Genomic DNA, 25,149 nt, shown 5'->3' with positions numbered 1-25,149 from the left:
CTCGCTAAGACAATAAATAAAAGGGACAAACATGAAACTGAGATTCCAACGAAACATTATTGGATTAAGTGCTTTTGCAATGTTGGCTTTCAGCAACGTTTTAGTGGCAGATGACACCATGAGTGATGTTACTATCACCTCGAAAAAACTAGATAATAATACTTATATGTTTATGGGTGCCGGTGGCAATATTGGTGTTTCTGCAGGGGACGACGGTATATTGATCATCGATGACCAATTTGCACCATTAGCCGATAAAATTACTGCCGCCCTCAATCAAATTCAACCCGGTGTACCGAAATACATAGTGAATACTCATTACCATGGTGATCATACTGGTGGTAATGCTCATTTTGGCGAGCAAGGTACAATCCTAGCCCATCATAATGTGCTCAAACGTCTTAGTGAAGATAACAGTACGCCCACCTCAGCACTGCCTGTTATCACTTTTGAAGAAAACATCTCAATACATTTCAATCACGATACTTTAGAAGTTATCCACCTAGGTCCCGGCCATACCGACGGAGACAGTGTTGTAATGTGGGAGAAAGCAAATATCATTCACATGGGCGATTTATACTTTAAAGACCGCTTTCCGTACATTGATTTAGCGGCGGGAGGTTCTGTGACGGGTTACCGAGAAAATGTTAGTTTAATACTCGACCGTTTAGACAATAAGACTAAAGTGATACCCGGTCATGGCGCGTTAGCCGATAAAAATGCACTGTTAAAATTTAAGCATATGCTTGATGACAGTATTAATTGGATGCGTGGTGAAATAGAAATGGGCCATGATTTAGCTACCATCAAAAAACAGGGCGTGCCAGCAAAATACGCTAATTGGGCTTGGGGATTTATCTCTGCAGACAAATGGATTGAAACCTTATATCAAGACCTATCCACAAAAACTTAAATGGCTAACCTATCTCGGTAAAATAAATATCACTGTCAACTTACATATAAAAGCTTGCTGTTCTAAGCAAGCTTTTAGTATAAACATCAACATAATTAAAGACAGAACAGCCACTATGCTAGTATCAAAGGCGCCTGTCTGAAATGCCATAATACCCAATATACCGGCTTCAAATCTTTTCCACCAATGTCACGAAATGGTCTAGCGAAATAATATAACCATTGCCAAGAAGCTAAAAACTGCTTGGCTTTTTGCCATATCATTTCTCCACCGGCTTTACGATAACAATCAATAGCTAGATTAATCGCACTATTCTTGGGGCCAATGTAACGATATAAGCTATGGATAAAGACTAACAAATCACGAACTTGTTGAGAAACAACAGATTTGTGTTGTTGATTCGCTTCAAAATCAATAAACTTCACCTCACCGGCTTGCCAGCTAATATCTCGCAATGCAGGACGACCATGAGCAAGCTGCATACTGTGAAGTTTAGCCAACGCAGCACTGGCATCGTTTAAAATTGGTTGCCACAAAATTTCATTTGTATGTTCAAGAAGATGATTAATGGTCTCACCAACATCCTCGACCACCATATAACCGTCGCCAAAATCAACAACGGCAGGCACAGGAGCACCTAAATGACTTAAGGTGTTTAACACCCCAATTTCTTTATTTAGTGCCTCCGCAGAGTTTTGCTTTAACAAACGCATTGCACCGGCAAGCTGTTCAACTTGTTTCAACCAATAACGTTTCCCCTGAAACTCAAATGACACCACTCGCTCGCCACGATGCTCGCGAAAGACACTCGCTACACATTGTTGAAAGCTATCATTTTCAGCCATAAAAACCTACTCAACAACTTACTATTACTGATTGCTAAATTATCTTCCTCAGTTTTAAAACATTCAATTAAATTAATGTTTTTTAATGCTTATTTATGATTTTATAGCCTTCAATAGCAAATCTATACATACCTTTTATACAATCTAAAAACACAAATGATACATTTTTCACCGCTGATATTAATTGCAATAACATTCACTTTTTAAATATTGACCAACAAAAAAACGCCCTTCCGGGCGCTTAGTCATCTCTACTCAAAAAAGCGATAAATAAGTTACTCTATCACCAGTGCCGTAGCGCGATTTTCCAATAATACTGGTATGCCTTCAGTAATTGGGTAAGCTAACTTATCAAACTTACATATCAACTGTTGTGATTCTTTGTCGTATTCTAGCTTTCCTTTACATACTGGGCAGGCCACAATTTCGAGTAATTTTCTATCAAATGCCATGAGACAATCCTTTTTTAGTTTGAGCCACTTGTCGTAATCGGCTCAACATTGCGTGATCAAATTCTGAGTTAAGCTTCGCATTTACAGGTAAATACCACCAGTTCGATTGTGCAAAATCGCGACATTTAACCGCATCTTTTTCAGTCATTAATAATGAATGCTGCACAGATAACTCATTTAATTGCTTTGGGTCAAAAGCTTGATGGTCTGTAAATTCAATTGTTTGTACTACTTCATAACCTAACTGGCTAATACTATTAAAGAAACGTTGCGGATTACCAATGCCCGCCATAGCCACGACACTGTGCTGTTGACTAAATTCATCGTGTAGGTTGCTATCAACCTGACAAAGTGCAGCTGGCTCTAGTGTCATCAGCACTTCACCGTTCAGAGCAGGCCCGCCATTGTTTATCACGAAATCAACTGAATTTAACCGCCATAACCCCTCTCTCAAGGGACCTGCGGGTAACAAGCAGTGATTTCCATAACGCCGTTCACCATCAACGAGTGCTATTTCAATATCGCGTCCTAGCGCATAATGTTGTAAACCATCATCACTGATAATCACATCAACATCAAAGTCTGCTAATAACGTTTGTGCAGCCGCTATTCTTTTACTGCCTACAACCATAGGTACTTGAGTACGAGCAACAATCATTGCAGGCTCGTCACCTACATCACTGGCTTTTGCATTAATATTAACGGCAGCAACGCCATCAATATTAACCCCATAACCTCGACTTATCACACCTGGTTTATAACCATGTTGGCGCAATAACTCGATTAAATAAATCACCGTGGGCGTTTTACCACTCCCGCCCGCCGTTATATTACCAACAACAATTACGGGTACAGGCAACACTTGTGCGTGCTTAAATCCGTAATTAAATAGGGCTCGCCTAATAGTGGATATTAACCAAAACAATCCAGACAAAGGTAATAAGAACCACTTGGCTTGATGACCTTGGTACCAAATGCGATGAATAAGCTGTTGCATCACAAACACCTAATCATTATTGACTGAACTGCATTTGATAAAGATTAGCGTAAATACCTGCTTGAGCGATTAACTCACTGTGATTACCGCGTTCAACAATTTTCCCTTGATCAATAACCAAAATTTCATCAGCACTTTCTATGGTTGATAAGCGATGGGCAATCACAATCGAAGTACGATTATGACGCAGATTATCTAAGCCTTTTTGAATCGCTTTTTCTGATTCGGTATCCAGAGCCGAAGTTGCTTCATCTAAAATTAATACCGGTGCATCACGGAGCATAGCGCGAGCAATAGCAATACGTTGACGTTGACCGCCAGAAAGCAACACGCCATTTTCGCCAACTTGAGTATCTAGTCCTTCTGGTAAGGTTTCGATAAATTCCATCGCATAAGCTAATTCAGCGGCATGGATAATCTGCTCTCGTGTGACGTCACCTGGATAGGCATAAGAAATGTTATTGGCAATGGTGTCATTGAACAGGGTCACTTGTTGCGACACTAACGCGACTTGATTACGTAATGATTTAAGCTGATAGTCATAAATACTGGTGTCATCAAGACGAATGTCACCGGTTGATAAATTACCATAAAAGCGGGTGATCAGACTGGCGATAGTCGATTTCCCAGAACCAGAACGTCCAACGAGTGCGACGGTTTTACCCGGCTTAACCTCAAAGTCAATCCCATTTAAAGCGGGCTTTTCTTGGCCAGGATAGGTAAAGGTGACATTATCAAAGGTCAACTTACCTTGTACTCGGTCAATACTAAACTCACCATTATCGGGTTCTGGCGCGGTATCTAATAATTCAAAAACTGTTGTGCAAGCTGCTATACCGCGTTGAAATTCAGCATTAACTCGAGTTAAGTTTTTAATCGGTTGAAGCATAGCTAGCATGGCACCTAAAATAGCTGCAAATGTACCAGCCGTTAAATCAGTTTTCATGCTATCCCAAGTGGCTGCATACAGTACAAATGCCAATGCGAACGAACCAATTACCATAATAAGCGGCTGGCTAACTGACTGTGCGACTGCAAGCTTCATATTTTGGTAGCGATTACGATCGTTAACTTGAAAGAAACGATCAACCTCTGTTTTTTGGCCACCAAACACTAATACGTTTTTATGTCCCTTAATCATCTGCTCAGTAGTAGCAGTCACCCCACCCATTGCAGATTGAATCTGTTTAGACACTTTACGAAAGCGCTTACTAACAATACTGATCACTATTCCCATTATTGGGCCTATTACCAATATGCATAATGATAGTTTCCAAGAATAATAAAACATAATGCCTAACATACCGATGGCTGTCATGCTGTCACGGACAATTGAAATTAACGCACTACCAGATGCACGGGCTATTTGCTCCGTATCAAACGTAACGCGCGAAATCAAATTACCGCTATTTTCACGGTCGATATAACTCACGGGTAATCGCAGATAATGCTCAAACACTTGTTGGCGCATATCCATAATGAGTTGTGCACTCATATACGACACGCAATAAGTCGATACAAAGTTAGCCACGCCACGTAAGCTGAACATCAGAATGACCGCAATTGGAGCCATTAACATAATGTCTTTATTGGCGTTAAAACCACCATGAGTCGGCAAGTCGACACCCGCAACAATTGTCGGTGTTTGGCTAAATCCCTCGTCGATAAATGGTTTAATAAATGCGATAAACGCCGCATCTACAGCACCATAGGTGATAAGACCTAGTACAGCCATAATAAACATGGTTTTCATTGGTACGACATAGGTCATCAAACGCTTGAAAACGACCCACATTTCATTTTTAGGTGATGCTGACATTGAATCCAATACTTAACTAACAAACATAAATGATATTCTACTCTGCTTTAAGTGACTCACCAAATCTAAACAAACGGTTGTACCAAAATGGGGCAATTTGTTGACGATAAGTGGCGACTTTATACCCGTCAGAAGTAAAGCTGATGCTAATTTGGCCAACATGGCCCGTCTGTAAAATGTTGCTGCCATGAAGTTGATACCTATCCACAATATCTGACTTAGGAAAACCGTATTGATTAGAAAAGCCAGCAGTAAAAATGGCTAATTGAGGATTAACGCTATCGATAAACTCCGCTGTAGATGAAGTTCGGCTACCGTGGTGCGGAACCAATAAGATATCGGCCTGTATATTAGTATTATCCATCAGTAACATATGTTCTCTTGGGGCTTCAATATCGCCGGTTAACAATACCGAAGACTGACCATCAAACAATTTAACAACACATGAACGGTTATTATCATTACTATTTGTCGTTAACTGGTTACTGATAAAACCTAATTGTACCCCACGCCAGTTTAACTGACCGTCACAAGTTTTCACGGGGCGTGATAAACCTGACAAGGTCGATGCAGCCATAGGGAAATCAGCTATCAATACCGCCCGCGGAAATTGCTTCAATAACACATTCAATCCACCAGCATGATCATTATCATCATGGCTTATTATAATAAAATCAATATAACGAATACCTCGACTAGCCAAAAATGGCAGTATAGCGCGTTGCGCATAGCTAAAATCTCCATATGCTGCGCCAGTATCGTAAATAACACCGTGCTGTCCTTGCTGTAAAACCACGGCCATACCTTGAGCTACATCAATCACATGCAGCTGCCAAGGTGTTGAGCGTAATGTCGACTTAGGCGTAGGTAAAAGATCATGAGCGACTAGCTTCACCATGATAATCGGTAACACCAAAATAACGACGATTAAACGATAAACAGATCTAAGCTTGTTAGGTACATAGCCGCGCAACATCAATAACATGGTCGCCAAAATAAAAAATAATAACCCTGCCAGTTCTTGTTCTGTCAACACCAGTTGTTTTAGGGGCAAGTGATCACTCAGCTGTAATAACCATCCAAATGGCTCCAGACTTAAATTGGCCCATTGAAATATCATCAGGCCAATATTTTGATGTGCCCCAGCATCAACTCCCACTAACAACATAACAGACAAAGCCACCAACCAAATGCAGAAGCTCAGCATGGTTAACGGAATAACCACCAAACTAAACCAGGGAACTAACAGCATATTGAGCCAAATACTATGAGGGGAGATCCCACCAAACAATATGCCCTGCAATACACCAAGTAATAGCGCTAAACGCCATTGAATAGACCACAATACACTCAGTCCACGGAGTATTTTATTTTTTATTAACTTGAATTTATTTACCCAAAATTTTGCGTTATGGGGTTGGAGGGAATCAATGCTTTGATGGGTATAATCTGCATCCAAGATTGCCTGTTGCTCAGTGACATCGGACTTAACCGATAATAAAATGATCATCAATGCGCAAAACGATAACCATAATCCTGCACCAAGTGATGCGAAAGGGTCGACTAATAGTACAAAAAATAAGGCATATGCCAGCCGATCCCAATGATGGCTAAATTGTTTTATAAAACTAAATATCAGCAATAAAAATAGCATCAATAACGCACGTTGTGTAGCAATAGCAAAACCAGATAAATAGCCATAACCCAACGTAAATAGTGCCGCAATCAACATCGCGAGTTGTATTTTACCTAAATGTTGCCAAGAAAAAGCATAACGGCTCAATCCAATCATTATGGCGTAAAATAAACCAAAGACGACCGATAAGTGTAAACCTGAAATAGCAACTAAATGCCCTGCTCCTGTCTGGCGTAATTGTTGCCAACGCTGCGCGGTTAACATGCTTTTATCGCCAAAGATTAACGCTTGTAAAATGTCGCCCTGAGAAAATTGTGACAGTATCGGCGATGACACAAGCATGACTTGTTGGCGCATAGACACACTATTGCTAATCAACTCAGCTTGCTTAATTCGACCTTTAGCAATAATGTGCCTACTAATGAAGTACTTTTGTTGATTAAAACCTCCTTGGTTTTGGATGCTTGTGATCCCTTTCAACTTCGCACTAAATTGCCATATTTGGCCGATCACAATTTTATCTGGCTTTTGCCATGTTAATCGGTAATATCGCTGCACATTGTTAAGCGCCAACGTCTCAAAAAAAGCGTCTTGCTTTGGTTCGGCAATAACGCGCACATCAAAACTAATCCAGTCGCTGTTTTGGCTAACTAGTGATACTATCTGCGCCTTAAACTCGATTTGTTGCGACTTTTCAGCATATTGATGCATATATAAGCTATGAAACAACAGGCTAAGCCAAATGACTGCGAATAAACAACCAGCCATAAGCGGCCCTTTGCGAATGCAAACAAGCATAACTAAGAATAAAATAGGCACACACCACATAGGTGCCAGCGAAGGCCACAACATCGCTGATAAAGAACAGGCGCAAAAGCCATAGATAAATCGATTCATAATGAATTAGTTAAGACATTAATCGACAAATATGCCAAAAAAATTTATACAAAAATATATGCCAAAACCAGAAACACTCCGTAATCATAAGTATTTACGGGTGTTTGGCACGCTATTACACAAGCCTAATCTTTGGGCGTTAAATCGTAAATCGGCCCCTGGGGCATTTGCGGTTGGACTATTTGTGGCGTGGCTACCGATGCCATTTCAAATGGTAGCTGCTGCTGGACTGGCAATACTGTTTAACGTAAATCTTCCCGTTGCAGTGGCACTAGTGTGGATAACTAATCCGCTAACCATGCCCATTATGTTTTATGGTGCATATTTATTAGGCACTAAAATCCTCGGGCATAAAGCACAGGCATTTCAATTTGAAGCCAGCTGGGCATGGATTGAAGCTTCGTTATCAACTATAGGTCCGCCCTTCCTCGTTGGTTGCATTGCGTTAGGTATTATTAGTGCATTGATTGGCTTTATTGTCATAAAAAGCATGTGGCGTTATTCAATTCTATTTAAATGGCAAAAACGTAAAGGCCAATAACGTTCAACAAATTGATTCATTTATTATAAAAAAGTCACTCTCGTGACTTTTTTATGGGTTATATTTTTATCACTTACAGATGTCGATTTAAATTTTTTGCCATCAACTTTGCCAAACGAGAAAAATCTGCAATCTCTTGGTCTGTTAATCCGCTTTTCATTATTTCATTAACGCGAGATTCTGCCGCAGACAAAACCGTAACAACGTCAGAACCTGCAGGACTTAATCCTAAAAAATAACTGCGTTTATCATGTGGATTATTTATCTTTACAACATATTCCAACTGAATCAGTTCTTTGATTAATCGCGCCAATTGCGCCTTATCAATCAAGGTTTTCTGCACTATATCATTTGCTGTATATTCTTTATCTTGGCTAGCAATGAGTTTCAACACGCGCATGTGTAAAGGTGTTAAACCAAACCCTTCACTATCAATAGCTTGTCGCAATGAACGTTTTACACTGTGCAATAAATTAAACAGTGGCTCTTTAATATTTTCAGACATAAGACATCCTCAAGCTCATTTAAATACCTCACCAACAACGGCATCAGGTTAAAGAGAGCGGCAACAATACAAACTAGTTGACTTTATCAACAATTATCAATATAGTTGATATTATCAACCAAAGATAATGTTAACACAATCACTACATACCCAAAACTTAATCTCAATTATTTGCGACACCCAACGATAGGCCAGTTATCATGAATAGCCCAAAAGTAAAAAAACCACCTAGATTAACTTATATCAGTGACATCATCGAAATCAGCCCTTATCTTCGTAGATTGGTGTTAAGTGGCGAGCAGTTAAGCGATTTCCCTGCCGATAAACAAGGGGCTCATGTGAAAGTGCTATTGCCACGACCCGGTTCATCGGCAGAAAATATGACATTCAATGGCCCTAACGCTGCCATTAAACGATCATATACGATTAGAGAATTTGATCCTATTCACAAACAACTCAGCTTAGATTTTGTCATTAACAAACATCATGGGCCAGCCACTGATTGGGCTAAATCAGCTAATATTGGAGATTTGCTTGCCATTGCGGGGCCAGGACTACTCAAAATGAATAAATTCGATGCTAATAACTATCTATTATTGGGTGACTCAACCTCAATTAATGCAGTCAATGGAATAATTAACCGACTTTCGTTAACAACAACGGGTTACATTATAATGTTAGTGAATAGTGAACGAGAGAAACAATTATTGGCGCCACATCCACTAATACAAATTCAATGGCTAGTGGTAAAGACAAATACAACCGCAGAACAACAAGCTGCTTGGCTACTTGATAGAATAAAACATCTTGAGGACTTAACAGCACAGACACAAGTATTTATAGGCTTAGAAGCATCGCAAGTTAGATTAGTGAAGCAACACCTCATAGAACAGCAGTCGTTAGCGTTAAGCGCTATCAGTGCCACGGGCTATTGGAAGCTCGGTACTGACGCTGACACCTTTGGTCAACAAAAGCAGATCAATCCGCTCTAAGCTTCGCTCAGGATAATATATAACGCTCATTTTTTATCCTGAAATAGATTGAACCATTTTACTGATTCTGTTGTGTCAGAGTACGATAAGTCAACACGATCAAGTGCAGGGTAAGTAACCCCGTAAAACTAATAGCAAAGAAAAGTAATGCGATAGATTCTACTGACTTAGGAGTATCAGCGTAGCAATACCACCAAACGGGCCAAGTAAACAAGCTCAGTAGCGTTAGTTGCCACATGCAGCGTTTACACCGACCAATTTTTTGTTTAAATATTGAATCAGTGCATTGGTTACAAGCCATAACAGTTTTCTTTATCATTCATGATCAAGATATTGATTATCAAATTCGCTCGCCAACATGGCATACAGATATTCATCACCCCATGCACCTTTAAAAAACACATTATTAATAAAATGGCCTTCACGACGGAACTGCAATTTTTCTAAAAGCGCTGCACTGGCTAAATTAAGGCAATCAGTTTGAGCGATAATTCGGTGACGAGATAAGTCCACAAACAAATATTGCAATAAACGCGTGAGCGCTTGCGCTGCAATTCCCTGCCCTTGAAATGCTGGAGCAACAGTAAAACCCACTTCAACTTGATTGTCGTCAATAAAATGCACTGCCAGATCACCCATTAACAACGCATGCTGATCACTAATGGCTAATTGATACCATTGCCCTGCTTTAGCAAAATCGTGGTAATTAATTGAATTGAATAACCTTAGTGCATCTTGATAGTGATAATCCGTCCAACTTTGATATCGAGCAACATTAGGATCCGCTCGATAGGCAGTAAATGCGCTTAAATCATCCAGAGTAAATGGCCTGATGATTAAACTACCCGAGGCTAACGTAGGACATTTTAGTGAACATAAACTTGAATCACTGTCCATATCAACCTCATTCGTTTATAAAATCTATCTACCCGCTAATGCAGTAGCTGGCGCGATTTTAGTTGCTTTCCACGCTGGATAAATCGTGGCAACAAGACTCATAAATAACCCCATGAACAGCACCACAAATACATCTTGGTAATGTAATTCAGATGGTAAGAAATCAATGAAATAAATATCAGAAGCCAATAACTGAACACCTAGTAATTGCTCAATACTGCTAGCAATTGCACTTAAATTATAGGCTAGAGTAACCCCTAATATGCCACCAATAGTGCAACCCATCACACCATTTAGCGCACCTTGCAAAATAAAGATGGTCATAATGGCGCCACGCGATAGCCCCATGGTCATTAATATTGCAATTTCAGAGGCTTTATCACGCACAGCCATAACAAGTGTCGACACTATATTGAAACATGCCACGGCGATAACGAGCGCTAACACTAAATACATGATTAATCGCACTAACTGAATATCTTGATACAAATGTCCCTGACTGCGAGTCCAATCATTGATATAAAGATATTGCTCTTGAGCAAAGCCTAAATCACGGGTAATACTCGCCGCATTAAACACATTATCGACTTGAATTCGTACCCCAGAAACAGCGGAACCTAACTCAAGTAAATCAGCTAGATAGTTAAGTGACACATAAGCTTGGGTCGATTCAATTTCCCCACCTAAATTATACACACCAGATACCACAAAACGGTGGCTTTTGGCCGACGTTAACTTACTGTTATTGGCGTCAGGGGTATACATTGCCAGAGTATCGCCTACTTTTAAGCCCAACTTGACCAATAAACTACGACCGAGCACAATATGATTTTCATCACCCGCTAATGACTGCCACGCATCGGCAGACATATAGTCAGCAATACTCGACACATCAGATTCATAGTTAATATCAATACCATTAACGATTAACCCTTGAAAACCGCCGGGTTTCTGCACTAAACCTTGCAGACGAACAAACGGAGCAACACCGGTGATTTGTGGCATATTTGCGGCGCTTTTAGCAATATCATGCCAATCGGCAATCGGTTGATTAACACCAACCAGTTCACCGTGAGACACCACGCCTAATAAACGGTCTTGTAACTCTTTTTCAAAACCATTCATGGCAGATAACACCACAATTAACACGCCAACACCTAGGGCAATGCCTGCAGTAGACGCAAACGAAATAAAGCCGATAAAGCCATTAGACTGCCTAGCGCGGAAAAAACGCCAGCCAATTGTTAACGGTAACCACTTACTCATTCGGCTAGCCCTGCAGGAGATGAAGAAGCTACAACTTGCAAAATGCCATCTTTCATTGTCAATTGACGATCCATTTTTGCGGCTAATTTATGATCATGTGTCACCACCACAAACGCCGTACCAAATTGTTGTGCTAACTCGCGGATCATCGCATAAACATTATCGCCACGGCTGGCATCCAGATTACCTGTGGGTTCATCGGCTAATACTAACTTTGGTTTGTTGATGAGCGCTCTGGCAATCGCGACACGTTGACGCTCACCGCCCGATAACTGCGCTGGGATATGTTGTAAACGATGGCCTAACCCCACACGCTCAAGTAAATTTTGCGCATCGATTAAGGCTTGCTTTTTATCTCTACCTTGAATGAATGCAGGCATCGCCACATTTTCAATCGCGGTAAATTCAGGTAAAAGATGATGGAACTGGTAAATAAAGCCCAAATCTTGATTACGTATTTGCGCCTGACGCGCACTAGACAATTGATATAAGTCTTCGCCGTCTAACAACACAGTTCCAGACGTGGGCGTGTCTAAGGTGCCCATAATATGTAACAGCGTACTTTTACCCGACCCAGAACTGCCCACAATGGCTAACTGTTCTCCCTTGTATACGGTTAAATCAACACCAGATAATACCTGAGTGGTCACTTCACCGTCATGGTAATGCTTACTAACATGTTGAACTTGTAATAACGCTTGTTGTGTCTGACTCATTATTCGTATCTCAAAGCAGTAGCAGGTTGAACCCTTGCGGCGGACAATGCAGGATAAAGGGTGGCAATTAAGGTAATAAACAAAGTGCCTAAAATGATAAAACTTAATTGCGTTAGCGATAATTGCACTGGCAATGTCTGGCCTACGCCTAAAATAGAAATACCCAAAGTTGTTAATATTTCATTTAAATTCAGCGTTAACACTATGCCAACGGCGGCACCCAACATTAACCCTAACAATGCATTTAGCGAACCTTGAACAATAAAAATGTTCATCACCGAAGTGGTGGTTAATCCTTGGGTTTTTAACACCGCAACATCGGTGGTTTTATCCACCACCATCATCACCAACGCTGACACAATATTAAATGCAGCCACGGCCACAATTAAGCTGAGCATCAACGACATCATGTTTTTTTCCATTTTGACGGCGGCAAATAAATGGCCATAATCTTGGCGCCAGTCCCGGGTTTGAATCTCAATATTTTGCTTAGCAAATGCAGCCACTATTTTCGGCGCTATCGCAGGCGCAGAAAAAGGATCGTTCAAATACACCCGCAATTCATTAACGCTATTACTGTCTTCACGCATCAACTTACGTGCATCTTTATAATGCACATAAGCCACACTCGAATCGACTTGCGAACCCATTTCAAATACACCGGCAACAGTAAATTTACGCTGACTAGGAACGGGTCCCATAGGTGAATACACCACCCCATCACCGCTTAACACCCTCACCTTATCTCCCGCTCGAACATCTAATTTACGAGCTAGGTCTGTACCAAGCACAATTGAATACTTTCCAGCTTGTAACGATGAAAAGGCATCAGAATAGGTATGAGATGCAATGCTCGACAACGATTGCTCCTGTTCAGGGTATACTCCGTACATTTGTATCGCTTGAATGTTGCTGCTCGATTGGATCATGGCTTGGGTTGTGGCACTTGGCACAATGCCGCGGATATTCTGCAATAAATCTTTATCAGCCAACAAACGTTGAGTGGTTTGTTGCCAATCCCTAAAGCCAACGTCACTGATCAGAGTCAGTTGCGGCACCGCACCTAAAATGCGATTTTTTAGCTGACCTTCTAATCCATTCATCACCGAACTGACAACAATCAATGCCGCAACACCAAGAAAAATACCCGATACCGAAAAAAAGGTAATAAAAGACGCAAAAGCATTGGTTTTTCGGGCTCGCCAATAGCGGTAGCCGATGAAAAATGAAAATCCTAAATTCATAAAAAAATACTAATCCTGTGTGCCCATTTGGGCGTATTAATCAAACAATCAGGCAAAATATGGAAATGAAAACAATAAGCCAGCCTGTATGACTTGCTAAATCATTAACTTGGGCACGATAATAGGGCTATTAGTGTGATAAATAAAGAGGCAAATCTTGATACCTGACAGCAATTCTTATTTTAGTGTGCCTCACCACTTTAATGTGTACCTCACGTTGTGGGACCAAAATCATCCTTTACCCACAGATGATGAACTTCGCGACATGCAATCTGTCGGTTTAAAATTACTCACAGAAGTGAAAAGTCTTGAAGCAAGTTGCTTATTGCAGCTACGAAATTTAGACAATGATGCAAAAGCTGTGGTCGACTTTTTAAAGCTACAATCACGTAAAGTCGATTTAGTATTACAACATGTATTAGAAAAAGAAGTTCAGGATGGTGAGTTATTTAAAGGTGACCAATTTGGTGGCAGTGGAGTGAGCATTATTTCATCACGACCACTCGAGTTGAATGAACACGTAAAAACCCACATCTATTTGCATACTGAATTAGTCGCATTATTGTGTGTTTGCCAAATAAAAACTTGTACCCCAGTACAGACTGATGACCACACGGATCCTGCCTTTTGGCGTTGTGAACTTGAATTTAGTCAAATACTTGAAGATGATATTGAACAATTAGTCAGAGCAAGTTTGAATGTACAGCAAAAAATGCTCAAAAAACGTAAACAGAATATCGATAAGCAGCGCAGCTGAAGCCTCGCCTCATTCAATACGATTTGATCGAAAACGGAACTGAAAAAGATTTTAATGAACCTATTTAGTGTACTCACGCCGCCGAGTGTAAAAAAAGGCCAACAAACACAAACTTTGGCAACCTTAGGTGGGGTCTCACAAGCCATCACCCTAGCCAATTTAATTAATAACCATCCTGGCACCAGTATTATTGTCACCCATGACACGCCCAGTGCCTTGTCACTTGAGGTCGAGCTGAGTTATTTATTAAATCACATCAATGTGAATGTGTGCCTGTTTCCCGACCGTGAAACCCTGCCCTACGATAGCTTCTCGCCACATCAAGACCTGATTTCCCAACGACTGGAAACCTTAGCTAATATTAGCCAAAGCCAACATAATGTGGTGATTGTGCCCGTAAACACCTTAATGGTTCGTTTACCGCCAAAATCATTTATGACCGCCAATGTTATGGTGTTAAAAAAAGGCGACACCTACGGATTACAACAAGCTAGACAACACCTTACAGACACGGGTTATCATTTAGTTGATCAAGTATACGAACACGGTGAGTTTGCTATCCGTGGATCTATTATTGATATTTTTCCGACGGGATCTAGACAACCATTACGCATAGAGTTATTTGATGACGAAGTTGAATCAATCCGTTATTTTGATGTTGATACTCAGCGTTCAGGTATGGCCCGTGACACTATTAGGATGTTACCCGCAAAAGAATTCCCAACCGACAACCATGCTATTGAAGGCTTTAGGCAACGTTATCGTCGTCGCTTTGAAGTGATCTCAAAAGAGGCCGAATCGGTTTATCAGCTTGTTAGCCGTAATTTAATGCCTGCAGGCATTGAAAACTACTTACCGCTGTTTTTCGATGAAACCGCCACGTTGTTTGATTACTTGCCACAAAACAGTCAACTCATCACCATAGGCAATATTGAAAAAGCCAGCTTAGCCCACTTGCATGAAATTAATGTGCGCTACGAAGATCGACGTGTCGATCCTCTGCGCCCATTACTGGCGCCGAAAGAACTTTATCTGCTCAATGATGAATTATTTGCGGCATTTAAATCTTACAATCGAACCCAGTTATTACAGCAACATATTGCTACCGACACCAATAATGCCGGTGAACCGTTAGCCGAAGTCGCACTACCAACACATGCCCTTATTGCTAATGTTGAAAAGTTGCCGGATATCAATGCTAATCACAAACTCAAACAACCTCTTATAGCATTAGAAGAATACAGTCAAAAACATCCACAACTACTGTTCAGTGCTGAATCTGAAGGCCGCCGTGAAGCCTTATTAGACTTATTTGCAAAAATTGGCATTAAACCCAAACTGTTTGAGCACCTAAGCGACTACCTAGCAGCCAAAGACAATATCGGTTTAATCGTGTCACCTTTAGCCCGTGGTTGTGTGTTAACAGACACCCCAAAAGGTGTCGTGAGCATCATTTGTGAAACCGAATTGTTTGGTCAACGTATCTCACAGCAACGCCGCCGAGAGAAGCAAAAACAAGTTAGCTCAGATGTATTAGTCAAAAACTTAGCCGAACTGAAAGTCGGCCAACCTATCGTGCATCTTGAACACGGTGTGGCGTTATACCAAGGACTGGAAACTCTCGATACCGGCGGTTTAGTTGCAGAATATTTAAAGCTAGAATATGCCGGTGGCGACAAACTGTATGTTCCGGTTTCATCACTGCACTTAATTAGCCGTTTTAACGCCAGTGGTGATGGTGATGCCCATTTAAATAAACTGGGTAACGAAACCTGGGCCAAAGCCAAGAAAAAAGCCATAGAACGAATTCGGGATGTAGCAGCAGAATTACTCGATGTTTATGCCCGTCGCCAAGCACGTCCGGGTGAAGCGATGAATATTGATGAACAAGAATACGCACAATTTAGCCAAGGTTTTCCGTTTGAAGAAACGGTCGATCAAGAAAGTGCTATTCATGCCGTACTTGAAGACATGCAAGCACCAACCGCGATGGATCGTTTAGTATGCGGCGATGTAGGTTTTGGTAAAACAGAAGTGGCCATGCGTGCGGCATTTGTCGCTGTTAATGCGGGTAAACAGGTAGTGGTGTTAGTACCGACTACTTTGCTGGCCCAGCAACACTACGAAAACTTTAAAGACCGCTTTGCCGATTGGCCGATTGTTATTGAAGTCATGTCACGCTTTAGAACCACCAAAGAACAAACTGGTGTGGTCCAACAGCTCTCAGAGGGAAAAGTCGATATTGTTATCGGTACCCATAAATTACTGTCATCAGAAGCTAACTTCGACAACCTCGGTTTACTAGTCATCGACGAAGAACACCGTTTTGGTGTGCGACAAAAAGAAAAAATTAAAGCACTTCGAGCCAATGTCGACATTTTAACCTTAACGGCCACGCCAATCCCGCGAACGCTCAATATGGCCATGTCAGGCATGCGTGATTTATCGATTATCGCCACGCCACCAGCCAAACGGTTAGCAGTAAAAACCTTTGTACGTGAATATGATAAAGCCACGGCACGAGAAGCCATTTTGCGTGAGATTTTGCGTGGCGGCCAAGTGTATTATTTACACAATAATGTTGAAACCATTGAAAAGACCGCGCAAAACATTCGTGATTTAATTCCAGAAGCCCGTGTTATCACAGCCCATGGTCAAATGCGCGAACGCGACTTAGAAAAAGTCATGTCAGACTTTTATCATCAGCGGTTTAACGTGTTGGTGTGTACCACCATTATTGAAACGGGTATTGACGTACCCAGTGCCAATACCATCATTATCGACCGAGCTGATATGTTCGGTTTAGCACAGTTGCATCAGCTCCGAGGTCGTGTTGGACGTTCACATCATCAAGCCTATGCCTATATGATGACACCACATCCTAAACGCATGACCGCTGACGCACGTAAACGTCTTGCTGCAATTGATGCACTTGAAGATCTTGGCGCCGGTTTTTTACTGGCCACCCAAGATTTAGAAATCCGTGGTGCCGGTGAGTTACTCGGTGATGAACAAAGTGGTCATATTTCAAAAATTGGTTTCAGTTTATACATGGAAATGCTTGAGTCTGCGGTGAAAGCCCTCAAAGAAGGCAAAGAGCCTTCGCTAGCCTACATGATGAGTGCCAAAGCAGAAATTGATTTACGGATCCCGGCATTATTGCCAGAAGATTATGTCAGTGACGTCAACATGCGTTTATCCTTGTATAAACGGATTGCAAATTGCGAAACTGAAGCCATGCTTGATGAACTAAAAGTCGAGTTTATTGACCGCTTTGGGATGCTACCAACTCCAACCCGTAATTTAATGGCCATTACCCTATACAAACATCAAGCGACAGCATTGGGTATTGTTAAAATAGAAATGCATGCTAAAGGTGGTAGCGTGGAATTTGGCCAAGAAAATCATGTTGATCCAATGTTTATCATTGGTTTGTTGCAAAATCAGCCACAAATCTATCGAATGGACGGGCCAAATAAGTTAAAGTTCAACATTCCTGCTGAGACAAGTAAAGAGCGTCTTGAGTTAATCAACACCTTGCTTGAACAGTTTGCTAAACATCAAATTTTGGAGACTAAATAGTGCTACGTAAAATTGCGATTGCTATCGCCGCTATCACAGCGCTATCCCACAGCTTTTCAGCCCATGCAGAATCATGGTTTGAAGTAGAAGTATTTGTATTTGAACGCCAACAAGCTTCAGTTGAAAAGTGGTTAGATGCTACACCGCCTAAGCTAAGCAAAGACACCGTGGATATCATTACTCCAGTGATCAGTACCGATATTACTGGGGTTGCCGTTGGCTTAAATGGTTGCTCCTCAACCGACTGGGCCAGCGATGCTAGCAACTGTAATGATCCTAAAGTCAGTAATATTACAACCACATATCCAAGCCAAGTACCATTTAATATTGCAGCCAGCAAGCCACAAACGGCTTACTTAGGGCAAGGACCATTACTGTTAGCACAAAGCCAAGGCAAATTTAACGATATTATTCGAACTATTCAACGTGAGCCTTATGTTAAAAGCCTAGTGCACCTAACGTGGCAACAAAATATGCAATCACGTCGACGAGCAAAGCCGATTCGAATTTTTGGCGGCCAGGATTTCTCTAAAAGTTTTGAATATCATGGTCTAAGTGTTAAAAAGCCAACTCAATTAGACGCGATGCCTAATACTGATTTCAGTGCGTTAGGCAGTTTTTATGAGGCGCCCAAAATCACTCCAGTATGGGAATTAGACGGTTCAATTAACATTTATCTCAGCCATTATCTTTATATTGAAAATAATTTGGCCTTGCGTAAAGTAACCCAAAAAATGGTTGAATCAAGCCCTTTGGCCTTTAACGAATATGCAGCACTCGACATTGAAAGTAAAAAGCAATTAGCACCGTTCTTGGAAAGCATTCCGTTAATCCAAAACCGCCGAGTTCGCAGTGGTGAAATCCACTATTTTGATAACCCACAGCTGGGTATTGTGATGCAAATCCGTAAAATGATTCAGCCTACTAACGTTAAGCCCATTGATTTAATCGAGCCTTCTACCGCTAGCCAACCTGTACCTTATACTGGTTAATACACAAGTAGCTTAACACTAAAATACCGGATCAATTGATCCGGTTTTTTACTCAACAGGCACTACTTTACAACGACTGGACAATGACGTTAATGTCCATCGCCAATTGTTGTGCCGCTTGCCAACGTATTTGCTCCTCAAGTGCCAGCAAAGTTTGTGCGTTATTGCCTTTTAGCGATAATGCGGTGTGCATAGGTTCTGCCGCAGGCCAATCAAACTCGGTTAATAAAACGTTAACACCAGCAGGGTCATTACACAGTAAAATCATATCGCATCCCGCATCTAATGCTGCTTTGGCTCGTGCAACATAATCACCGGCAAAACTGGCGCCTTTCATGCCTAAATCATCAGAAAAAATCACCCCATTAAAACCTAATTGTTGACGTAAAACAGTCTGTAACCAGTAAGTAGAAAACCCTGCAGGATTAGGATCAATATTAGTATAAACAACATGTGCTGGCATAACCCCTTGTAGGTGTTGGCTAGCAATGAGCTGTTTAAACGGTAACATATCAAAAGCTTCTACCTGCTCTTTACTACGCGGGTCAACAGGCATCGCAATATGTGAATCAGCGGCGACACTACCATGACCAGGAAAGTGCTTACCCACCGCGGCCATACCAGCCTCATTCATTCCAACAATAAACTGTTCAGCCAATGCACTCACTTCAACAGGATCGGCACTAAAACTGCGTTTGCCAATCACTTCACTAATGCCATTTACATCTAACACAGGTGCAAAACTTAAATCAATATCACAGGCTAATAGCTCTATGGCCATTAAAAAACCACATTCTTTCGCCCATCGTTTAGCTAATGTCATATCCCCTTTCGCGGCAGGTAAAATATCCCCCATGGCAGGAATTAAACTAAAGCCCTCACGAAAACGTTGAACTCGGCCACCTTCATGATCAACAGCAATTAATAGTTCAGGTCGAATATGACGGACCTCTTTAACTAATTTAATTAATTGACTTTTACTTTCTAGGTTTCGACTAAACAATATAATTCCACCCACTTGTGGATGCTGTAATTGCTCAGTTTCAAGTGCAGAGACTGTTAAGCCTGCAAGATCCATCATTAAATAGCTCAAACCATTCCCCCTATCTATAAAGCTGACTATTACGTCAGGTTAATCAAGTCACATTACACATTATGTATAAGGCTGGCTAATGTGAAAATAATGCATAAAAAAATCTAATGGACTGTCATCGATTAATGTGTGGGATACTCTACCAAGAATATGAGATAAACCGCCAACATTCCATTTGACGATTATACTCACTTATAACTAAAACAATAAACGACTCAGCAAGGGTTAAATAACATGATTAGCGTATTTGACATGTTCAAAATTGGTATCGGTCCTTCTAGCTCACATACAGTTGGCCCGATGAAGGCGGGTAAAATTTTTATCCAACATGTTGCAGATCTTAATTTATTGGACAAAACCGATGAATTACAAACAGAATTATTTGGATCTTTAGGTCAAACAGGTAAAGGCCATGGTACTGGCAAAGCGGTCATTTTAGGTTTAATGGGTGAAGATCCCGAAACCGTCAACACCGACGGTATCGATGCCATTTTAGAAACGGTATTGACAAGTCAAAAATTAACCTTAGCAAATGGACAGATGGTTAAATTTTCTCGTGAAGAGGGGGTAACCTACCATAGACGCAAAACCTTACCCGCCCATGCAAATGCGATGACCTTATACGCATTGTCAAAAGGTGAATGCATTTTTCAGCGTACGTATTATTCTGTTGGTGGCGGATTTGTTCTCGATGAAGATGAAATAACTCAACGAAATGCCTCTCCGGCAACCCCTATTGAACAAGCACCTTATGATTTCAATAGTGCGTTACAGTTACTGCAACTATGTTGCGATAACGGCTTAAGTATTTCATCACTAATGATGGCTAACGAGTTGAGTATTGCGTCCGAAGAAGACGTAAAACAAGGTTTGTGGAATATTTGGCAAACCATGAAAAATTGCGTCGACCGTGGTTACCAAAAAGAAGGCATTTTACCTGGCGGACTAAAATTGCGTCGTCGTGCACCAGCACTGTATCGACGTTTAAAAGCTGAAGGTCGTAATAATATTGACCCATTAACAGCAATGGATTGGGTCGATTTATTTGCCTTATCGGTTAACGAGCAAAATGCCGCAGGCGATCGTGTTGTCACCGCCCCACCAATGGCGCGGCAGGAATTATCCCTGCAGTATTGTGTTACTACGATATGTTTGTCCAAGAAGTCGATATTGACGTTTGCAGCCGTTATTTACTCACTGCGGCTGCCATTGGTATTTTGTACAAGAAAAATGCCTCTATATCCGGCGCTGAAGTCGGCTGTCAAGGTGAAGTAGGCGTAGCCTGCTCTATGGCAGCTGGGGCACTGACTGAAATAATGGGCGGTACGGTTGAGCATGTTGAAAACGCCGCAGAGATTGGTATGGAGCATAACTTAGGCTTAACCTGCGATCCTGTTGGTGGCTTAGTGCAAGTACCCTGTATTGAGCGCAATGCTATGGGAGCGGTAAAAGCAATTAATGCTTCACGTATGGCATTACGCGGCGACGGTAATCACAAAGTCTCATTGGATAAAGTCATTAAGACCATGATGGATACCGGTAAAGATATGCGCAGCAAATACAAAGAAACCGCCAAAGGTGGTCTTGCGGTGAACATCGTCGAATGTTAACTCTTTCTTAAACCGAAATGATTTGAATTAAAATGCCTGTTAGTTGCGCTAACAGGCATTTTTGTATCATATTAAGTGAAAATTCAAGCGCACTAAGTGACTCTCTCACCCCTACTCTCTCAACCCTACTATTTTAAACCTGCTATCTTTAAACCTGCTATTTTAGCGAGTACCTGTGGCAATGATCCAAGCCATCAAATAACCAATGTAACGCACTATTAGCTAGCTTACCCAACAAAGTCGTTTACACCTTAAATGAGCCTAAAACTAACTGTGCACAAAGCACCTCTGACTTGAATAGTGCCATCTTAGGGTTAACCGATAAATGTCTAGTGCCCCTGACATTTCAAAGGAATGAAAAGCGTCAGGCAGCGATAAGATCGCACTAAGAGAGCCTCTATATGTGTTTGCTGTAAACGATGATTTGACAGCTAAATGACAGACGAAGTAGATGAATTTGTTGATTGATTTTAATTTGACTGCAAAAGCAGTCAAATAAGTTAGGCGCGCCTATTGACTGGCGGAAGGCTCATATGTGTTATGTACCGATTTCGCACAACACTTTGATTACATTAACATGTTCGTTACCAACAAGACCAACATCTTGGTGAAACCTAATTCCTGAGCGCTTAACTTCTGCAGCATCCAATACTGATTTTGAATGCTTAGGATCATTATTTATTAGCGCAATTGATGCGTGCCATTTGAATTTTTCTAACGAAAACATTAGACGGCTCTTATATTTATTAAGCACCGAAAGTACATTTGAATACTCACTCTCTATTGCTTGAGTCGCAACAATATATGGATAATCGACATAAACTGTTGTCTGGTGATTTGGAAATTCATCTTCTCGTTTAAGTACAGCTCGATAAGCTTTCATTGAGTTATCTATTTCACCGATAGTCATAAAAGCTCGAGCTTGCGCAGAGTAAGCGCGAACATCTTCATATTTATCTGTTCGTGTTTCAAAATATTCATTTATTAAGCGTAAGGATATTAAAGGGTATGAATTTGCTAAATATGAAGATTGAATAACAAGATATTGATCTCGTTGAGTACGAGCACGTTTTAACTTTGCGTAAAACAGCGTTTCTATTTCATCATTCCATTCATTATTTCTATACCAATCATCAGATGACATAGCTTTCCTTAGGTACATAATGCCCGCTTAAACTGTGAGTGAACGTGTGCCATGTCTGAGCGCCAGCGAGTTCGGCACGCGTTTGCGAATCAGATTTGAAGCGTTTGTTAAATGCCCCATACCTGAGGAGTTAAATTAGCTTTCAAATACAACGGGTGTGCAGGTTCACCTGATTTGTTCATTTTCAAATAGTGTAAGTTAGGTATTAAAGCCCTAACTTGTTTTGAACGAGACAGAAAACTACCATCATTGCCCCATGCCGCAATGACAATACCTGACTCATCAGCCAAGTTTACTAGCCACTTGTTGTTTTCACTTCCAACAGGATCATTTTGTGATTTCATATTCTTAGGCTCAGTCGCTCGAAAAGCAAATAGATTCGCCATACAGACACCACCATAACCCCAAGCTTTAGCGAAATTAATACATCTAGTTAATGTTGGATCATCACTTGATTCATCAGCCGTTGAAGGATTAAGCCCAATGAATAAAACATTAGGTTTTGTCGTATCCCAAGTTCTCCATAGGGCATACCGATAGTTTCGACAATCTGATAGTTTTGCTGTGTTTTTCATTAATCCTCGATATTAAATTGCTTGTTAAGGCCCAACCAATCGATAGTTTGCCCCATAGGCACCATTTAAATACTCTTGAATAACCTTAAAGTGTTCCTTCAATTCCACGGTGTTATAAAAGTCTAATAAAAGTTGGATACTTTCATAATTAAACACATCAATACTCTGATACTTTTCTGCACCAGGTTCAATAATTTGATCGATAAAAATAGGCAATTTATTGTTTGAAAAAGACGTTAGTATTTTAATGGAGTCAGGGCTATTAAAGGTTTTGTGTAATATTCCACAAATTTCTGATGCATTCAGTGATTGCAATATTTCTATCTGGTGTAGCTCAATTACGTAATCAGTGAAGCCAAACTTAATACAATCACAAAAAAATTGTTCATACTCTTCAGGCAAATCGCTACAATGCATGTATGAGCGCTCGAGAACATATGATTTAACATCAAAAAAATCAGTAAAGCGAGGAAGATCAGGTTTTATCTCCGTTATAAACTTTGTGATATCAGGGTAGTTAGACAAATACGTTAATACCCCTCCGCCAGATTTTCCATAAACATTTAATGAAGCTCCGTTTTCTATTAATATTTTAACTATTTCTGATGCTTTATCTCTATCACAATCTTCCCATTCATCTTCTTCTTGACTATCGGCTATAGAAAAAGCAAAAGCTAATAATGGAGTATGACCATCCCAATTTATTGCCTCAAAGTCAGCTCCGTATTCAGTTAAAATATTTATTATTTCAAGTGATTCAAAATCACACTCATCAGACATATACCAAGATAAGGAGTGCAGTAAAGTATTTTGGTCAAGATCTCGAGAATCCGGAGAAGCACCCAGTCGCAAAACTTTCTCTAATAGCTTTAAATCTGACGTAGTGACAATACGGTGAATTGCATGCTCTCCCTCCTCATGAAAACAAAGGTTATGAGTGTACTGGCAACTGTAATTATGAAAACCTTTATCAATTGCGTACTCCATTAACGGTGAATAATCCCCCCAAAAACACCTTTCAACATTAGGAACACCTGCAAACTTGTCCTTCAAATCTAAATTACTACTTTCAAGTATCTTCAATGCACTTTTATAATTACCATACGAAATGTTCAAATAGAAACTAACTTGCGGAGATATTTTTTCTATAATTGAAAATGCTTTTTTCTTTGTTACTTTTTTCTGTTGAACAAATCCAGTGTTATCAAATGTGGATATTAAAATATCTGGTTTGTACTTATTTAAAATATACTTGCATATGTTTTCAGTATCTGAGTATTCACTAGTATATATATGTATATCTAGTAGCTCTTTATCCATAACAGTACAAATAGAATATTCATCATCCTCAACTTCTATAACTGCATTTAATGAGAACTCATCACATATTGCTTTTTGAATTAGTTTGTTCTTCGAATGTATTAGCAAACATCCATCTATTTCAGACATATCTCACCTCAATGTTAATGGGCTTTAACGCCTCGTTAAGAGGCAATAAAATAGTTGGCTAAACTTAGCGACGAAGGAGCAAAAGCCAACTGTTTTTTGTCCTTTTGAACGACTTGTGTACGCCCAGCATGGGCATGAACTAATGAGGTGAAAGTCCTCTGTAGGAAGATCAACGTTTAATAACATACTGTTATTAAACGTTAACTACTAGCGAATGGCAAGGGCTT

At 40.6% G+C, this 25,149-nt stretch carries 21 protein-coding genes and 1 pseudogene; 7 read left to right on the top strand and 15 right to left on the bottom strand.

The window, feature by feature from the left end; all coding sequences use genetic code 11:
- Positions 1–31 precede the first annotated feature (31 nt).
- A complete protein-coding gene (locus FCN25_RS18390) occupies positions 32–913 on the top strand; it encodes an MBL fold metallo-hydrolase (protein WP_137226837.1) in 882 nt (293 codons plus the stop codon).
- 113 nt (positions 914–1,026) lie between these two features.
- Here FCN25_RS18390 and FCN25_RS18385 read toward each other — a convergent pair whose 3' ends face one another.
- From FCN25_RS18385 to FCN25_RS18365, 5 genes are all read right to left on the bottom strand, one after another.
- On the bottom strand, positions 1,027–1,758 hold the full coding sequence (locus FCN25_RS18385) for a serine/threonine protein phosphatase (protein WP_137226836.1): 732 nt from the start codon (positions 1,756–1,758) through the stop codon (positions 1,027–1,029).
- 275 nt (positions 1,759–2,033) lie between these two features.
- Positions 2,034–2,210, bottom strand: a complete 177-nt coding sequence (locus FCN25_RS18380) for a Trm112 family protein (protein ID WP_137226835.1) — start codon at positions 2,208–2,210, stop codon at positions 2,034–2,036.
- The gene (gene lpxK / locus FCN25_RS18375; RefSeq protein WP_137226834.1) at positions 2,200–3,207 is read right to left on the bottom strand and encodes a tetraacyldisaccharide 4'-kinase; all 1,008 of its coding nucleotides are present in this window, start codon (positions 3,205–3,207) and stop codon (positions 2,200–2,202) included. Before lpxK ends, FCN25_RS18380 begins: the two co-directional genes overlap by 11 nt.
- A 16-nt stretch (positions 3,208–3,223) precedes the next feature.
- On the bottom strand, positions 3,224–5,026 hold the full coding sequence (gene msbA / locus FCN25_RS18370; RefSeq protein WP_137226833.1) for a lipid A export permease/ATP-binding protein MsbA: 1,803 nt from the start codon (positions 5,024–5,026) through the stop codon (positions 3,224–3,226).
- A gap of 37 nt (positions 5,027–5,063) precedes the next feature.
- Positions 5,064–7,490, bottom strand: a complete 2,427-nt coding sequence (locus tag FCN25_RS18365; protein WP_302629533.1) for a DNA internalization-related competence protein ComEC/Rec2 — start codon at positions 7,488–7,490, stop codon at positions 5,064–5,066.
- A gap of 100 nt (positions 7,491–7,590) precedes the next feature.
- Here FCN25_RS18365 and FCN25_RS18360 point away from each other — a divergent pair, with 100 nt between their 5' ends.
- Entirely contained in the window at positions 7,591–8,100 is a 510-nt protein-coding gene (locus tag FCN25_RS18360; RefSeq protein WP_137226831.1) for a DUF2062 domain-containing protein, read from the top strand.
- A gap of 73 nt (positions 8,101–8,173) precedes the next feature.
- On the opposite strand, the gene FCN25_RS18355 is transcribed toward FCN25_RS18360, so the two are convergent.
- The gene (locus FCN25_RS18355) at positions 8,174–8,605 is read right to left on the bottom strand and encodes a MarR family winged helix-turn-helix transcriptional regulator (protein WP_137226830.1); all 432 of its coding nucleotides are present in this window, start codon (positions 8,603–8,605) and stop codon (positions 8,174–8,176) included.
- Positions 8,606–8,805: 200 nt separating this feature from the next.
- Between FCN25_RS18355 and FCN25_RS18350 the strand changes: the two genes are divergently transcribed.
- A complete protein-coding gene (locus tag FCN25_RS18350; RefSeq protein WP_137226829.1) occupies positions 8,806–9,597 on the top strand; it encodes a siderophore-interacting protein in 792 nt (263 codons plus the stop codon).
- 58 nt (positions 9,598–9,655) lie between these two features.
- Here the strand turns inward: FCN25_RS18350 and FCN25_RS18345 are convergent, their stop codons facing one another.
- Genes FCN25_RS18345 through FCN25_RS18325 form a run of 5 tightly spaced genes read right to left on the bottom strand, consistent with a single transcriptional unit; the run spans position 9,656 to position 13,720 of the window.
- Positions 9,656–9,898: a DUF3624 domain-containing protein gene (locus FCN25_RS18345; protein ID WP_137226828.1), complete on the bottom strand. Its 243-nt coding sequence runs from the start codon at positions 9,896–9,898 to the stop codon at positions 9,656–9,658.
- Positions 9,899–9,912: 14 nt separating this feature from the next.
- Positions 9,913–10,494 (bottom strand): GNAT family N-acetyltransferase, encoded by a 582-nt coding sequence (locus tag FCN25_RS18340; protein ID WP_137226827.1) that lies wholly within the window; start codon positions 10,492–10,494, stop codon positions 9,913–9,915.
- A gap of 24 nt (positions 10,495–10,518) precedes the next feature.
- Entirely contained in the window at positions 10,519–11,760 is a 1,242-nt protein-coding gene (gene lolE / locus FCN25_RS18335; RefSeq protein WP_137226826.1) for a lipoprotein-releasing ABC transporter permease subunit LolE, read from the bottom strand.
- Complete coding sequence (gene lolD, locus FCN25_RS18330) at positions 11,757–12,476, bottom strand: lipoprotein-releasing ABC transporter ATP-binding protein LolD (protein ID WP_137226825.1); 720 nt, start codon at positions 12,474–12,476, stop codon at positions 11,757–11,759. The genes lolE and lolD overlap by 4 nt, the downstream gene beginning before the upstream one ends.
- Positions 12,476–13,720, bottom strand: a complete 1,245-nt coding sequence (locus FCN25_RS18325; RefSeq protein WP_137226824.1) for a lipoprotein-releasing ABC transporter permease subunit — start codon at positions 13,718–13,720, stop codon at positions 12,476–12,478. Before FCN25_RS18325 ends, lolD begins: the two co-directional genes overlap by 1 nt.
- Positions 13,721–13,877: 157 nt before the next feature.
- Between FCN25_RS18325 and FCN25_RS18320 the strand changes: the two genes are divergently transcribed.
- The 3 genes from FCN25_RS18320 to FCN25_RS18310 are packed head-to-tail and all read left to right on the top strand — an operon-like array spanning position 13,878 to position 19,051.
- Complete coding sequence (locus tag FCN25_RS18320; protein ID WP_137226823.1) at positions 13,878–14,477, top strand: hypothetical protein; 600 nt, start codon at positions 13,878–13,880, stop codon at positions 14,475–14,477.
- 54 nt (positions 14,478–14,531) lie between these two features.
- The gene (mfd, locus tag FCN25_RS18315) at positions 14,532–18,059 is read left to right on the top strand and encodes a transcription-repair coupling factor (protein ID WP_137226822.1); all 3,528 of its coding nucleotides are present in this window, start codon (positions 14,532–14,534) and stop codon (positions 18,057–18,059) included.
- Positions 18,059–19,051, top strand: a complete 993-nt coding sequence (locus tag FCN25_RS18310; RefSeq protein WP_137226821.1) for a peptidoglycan binding protein CsiV — start codon at positions 18,059–18,061, stop codon at positions 19,049–19,051. The genes mfd and FCN25_RS18310 overlap by 1 nt, the downstream gene beginning before the upstream one ends.
- Before the next feature lie 67 nt (positions 19,052–19,118).
- On the opposite strand, the gene nagZ is transcribed toward FCN25_RS18310, so the two are convergent.
- Entirely contained in the window at positions 19,119–20,144 is a 1,026-nt protein-coding gene (nagZ, locus tag FCN25_RS18305; RefSeq protein ID WP_137226820.1) for a beta-N-acetylhexosaminidase, read from the bottom strand.
- Between the two features lie 234 nt (positions 20,145–20,378).
- On the opposite strand from nagZ, the pseudogene FCN25_RS18300 reads away from it, so the two are divergent.
- Positions 20,379–21,754 (top strand): annotated as a pseudogene (locus FCN25_RS18300) (L-serine ammonia-lyase).
- Positions 21,755–22,292: 538 nt separating this feature from the next.
- Here FCN25_RS18300 and FCN25_RS18295 read toward each other — a convergent pair.
- From FCN25_RS18295 to FCN25_RS18285, 3 genes are all read right to left on the bottom strand, one after another.
- The gene (locus FCN25_RS18295) at positions 22,293–22,898 is read right to left on the bottom strand and encodes a hypothetical protein (protein ID WP_137226819.1); all 606 of its coding nucleotides are present in this window, start codon (positions 22,896–22,898) and stop codon (positions 22,293–22,295) included.
- Positions 22,899–23,005: 107 nt separating this feature from the next.
- A complete protein-coding gene (locus tag FCN25_RS18290; protein WP_137226818.1) occupies positions 23,006–23,473 on the bottom strand; it encodes a DUF1643 domain-containing protein in 468 nt (155 codons plus the stop codon).
- A 24-nt stretch (positions 23,474–23,497) separates the two neighbouring features.
- Positions 23,498–24,922: an ankyrin repeat domain-containing protein gene (locus FCN25_RS18285; RefSeq protein ID WP_137226817.1), complete on the bottom strand. Its 1,425-nt coding sequence runs from the start codon at positions 24,920–24,922 to the stop codon at positions 23,498–23,500.
- Positions 24,923–25,149 lie beyond the last annotated feature (227 nt).

Origin of the sequence: Shewanella sp. MEBiC00475, assembly GCF_005234075.1 — a bacterium.
Lineage (GTDB): Bacteria > Pseudomonadota > Gammaproteobacteria > Enterobacterales > Shewanellaceae > Shewanella > Shewanella polaris.
The sequence above is the reverse complement of the archived record's forward strand: the minus strand, read 5'-3'. Positions and strand labels throughout refer to the sequence as shown.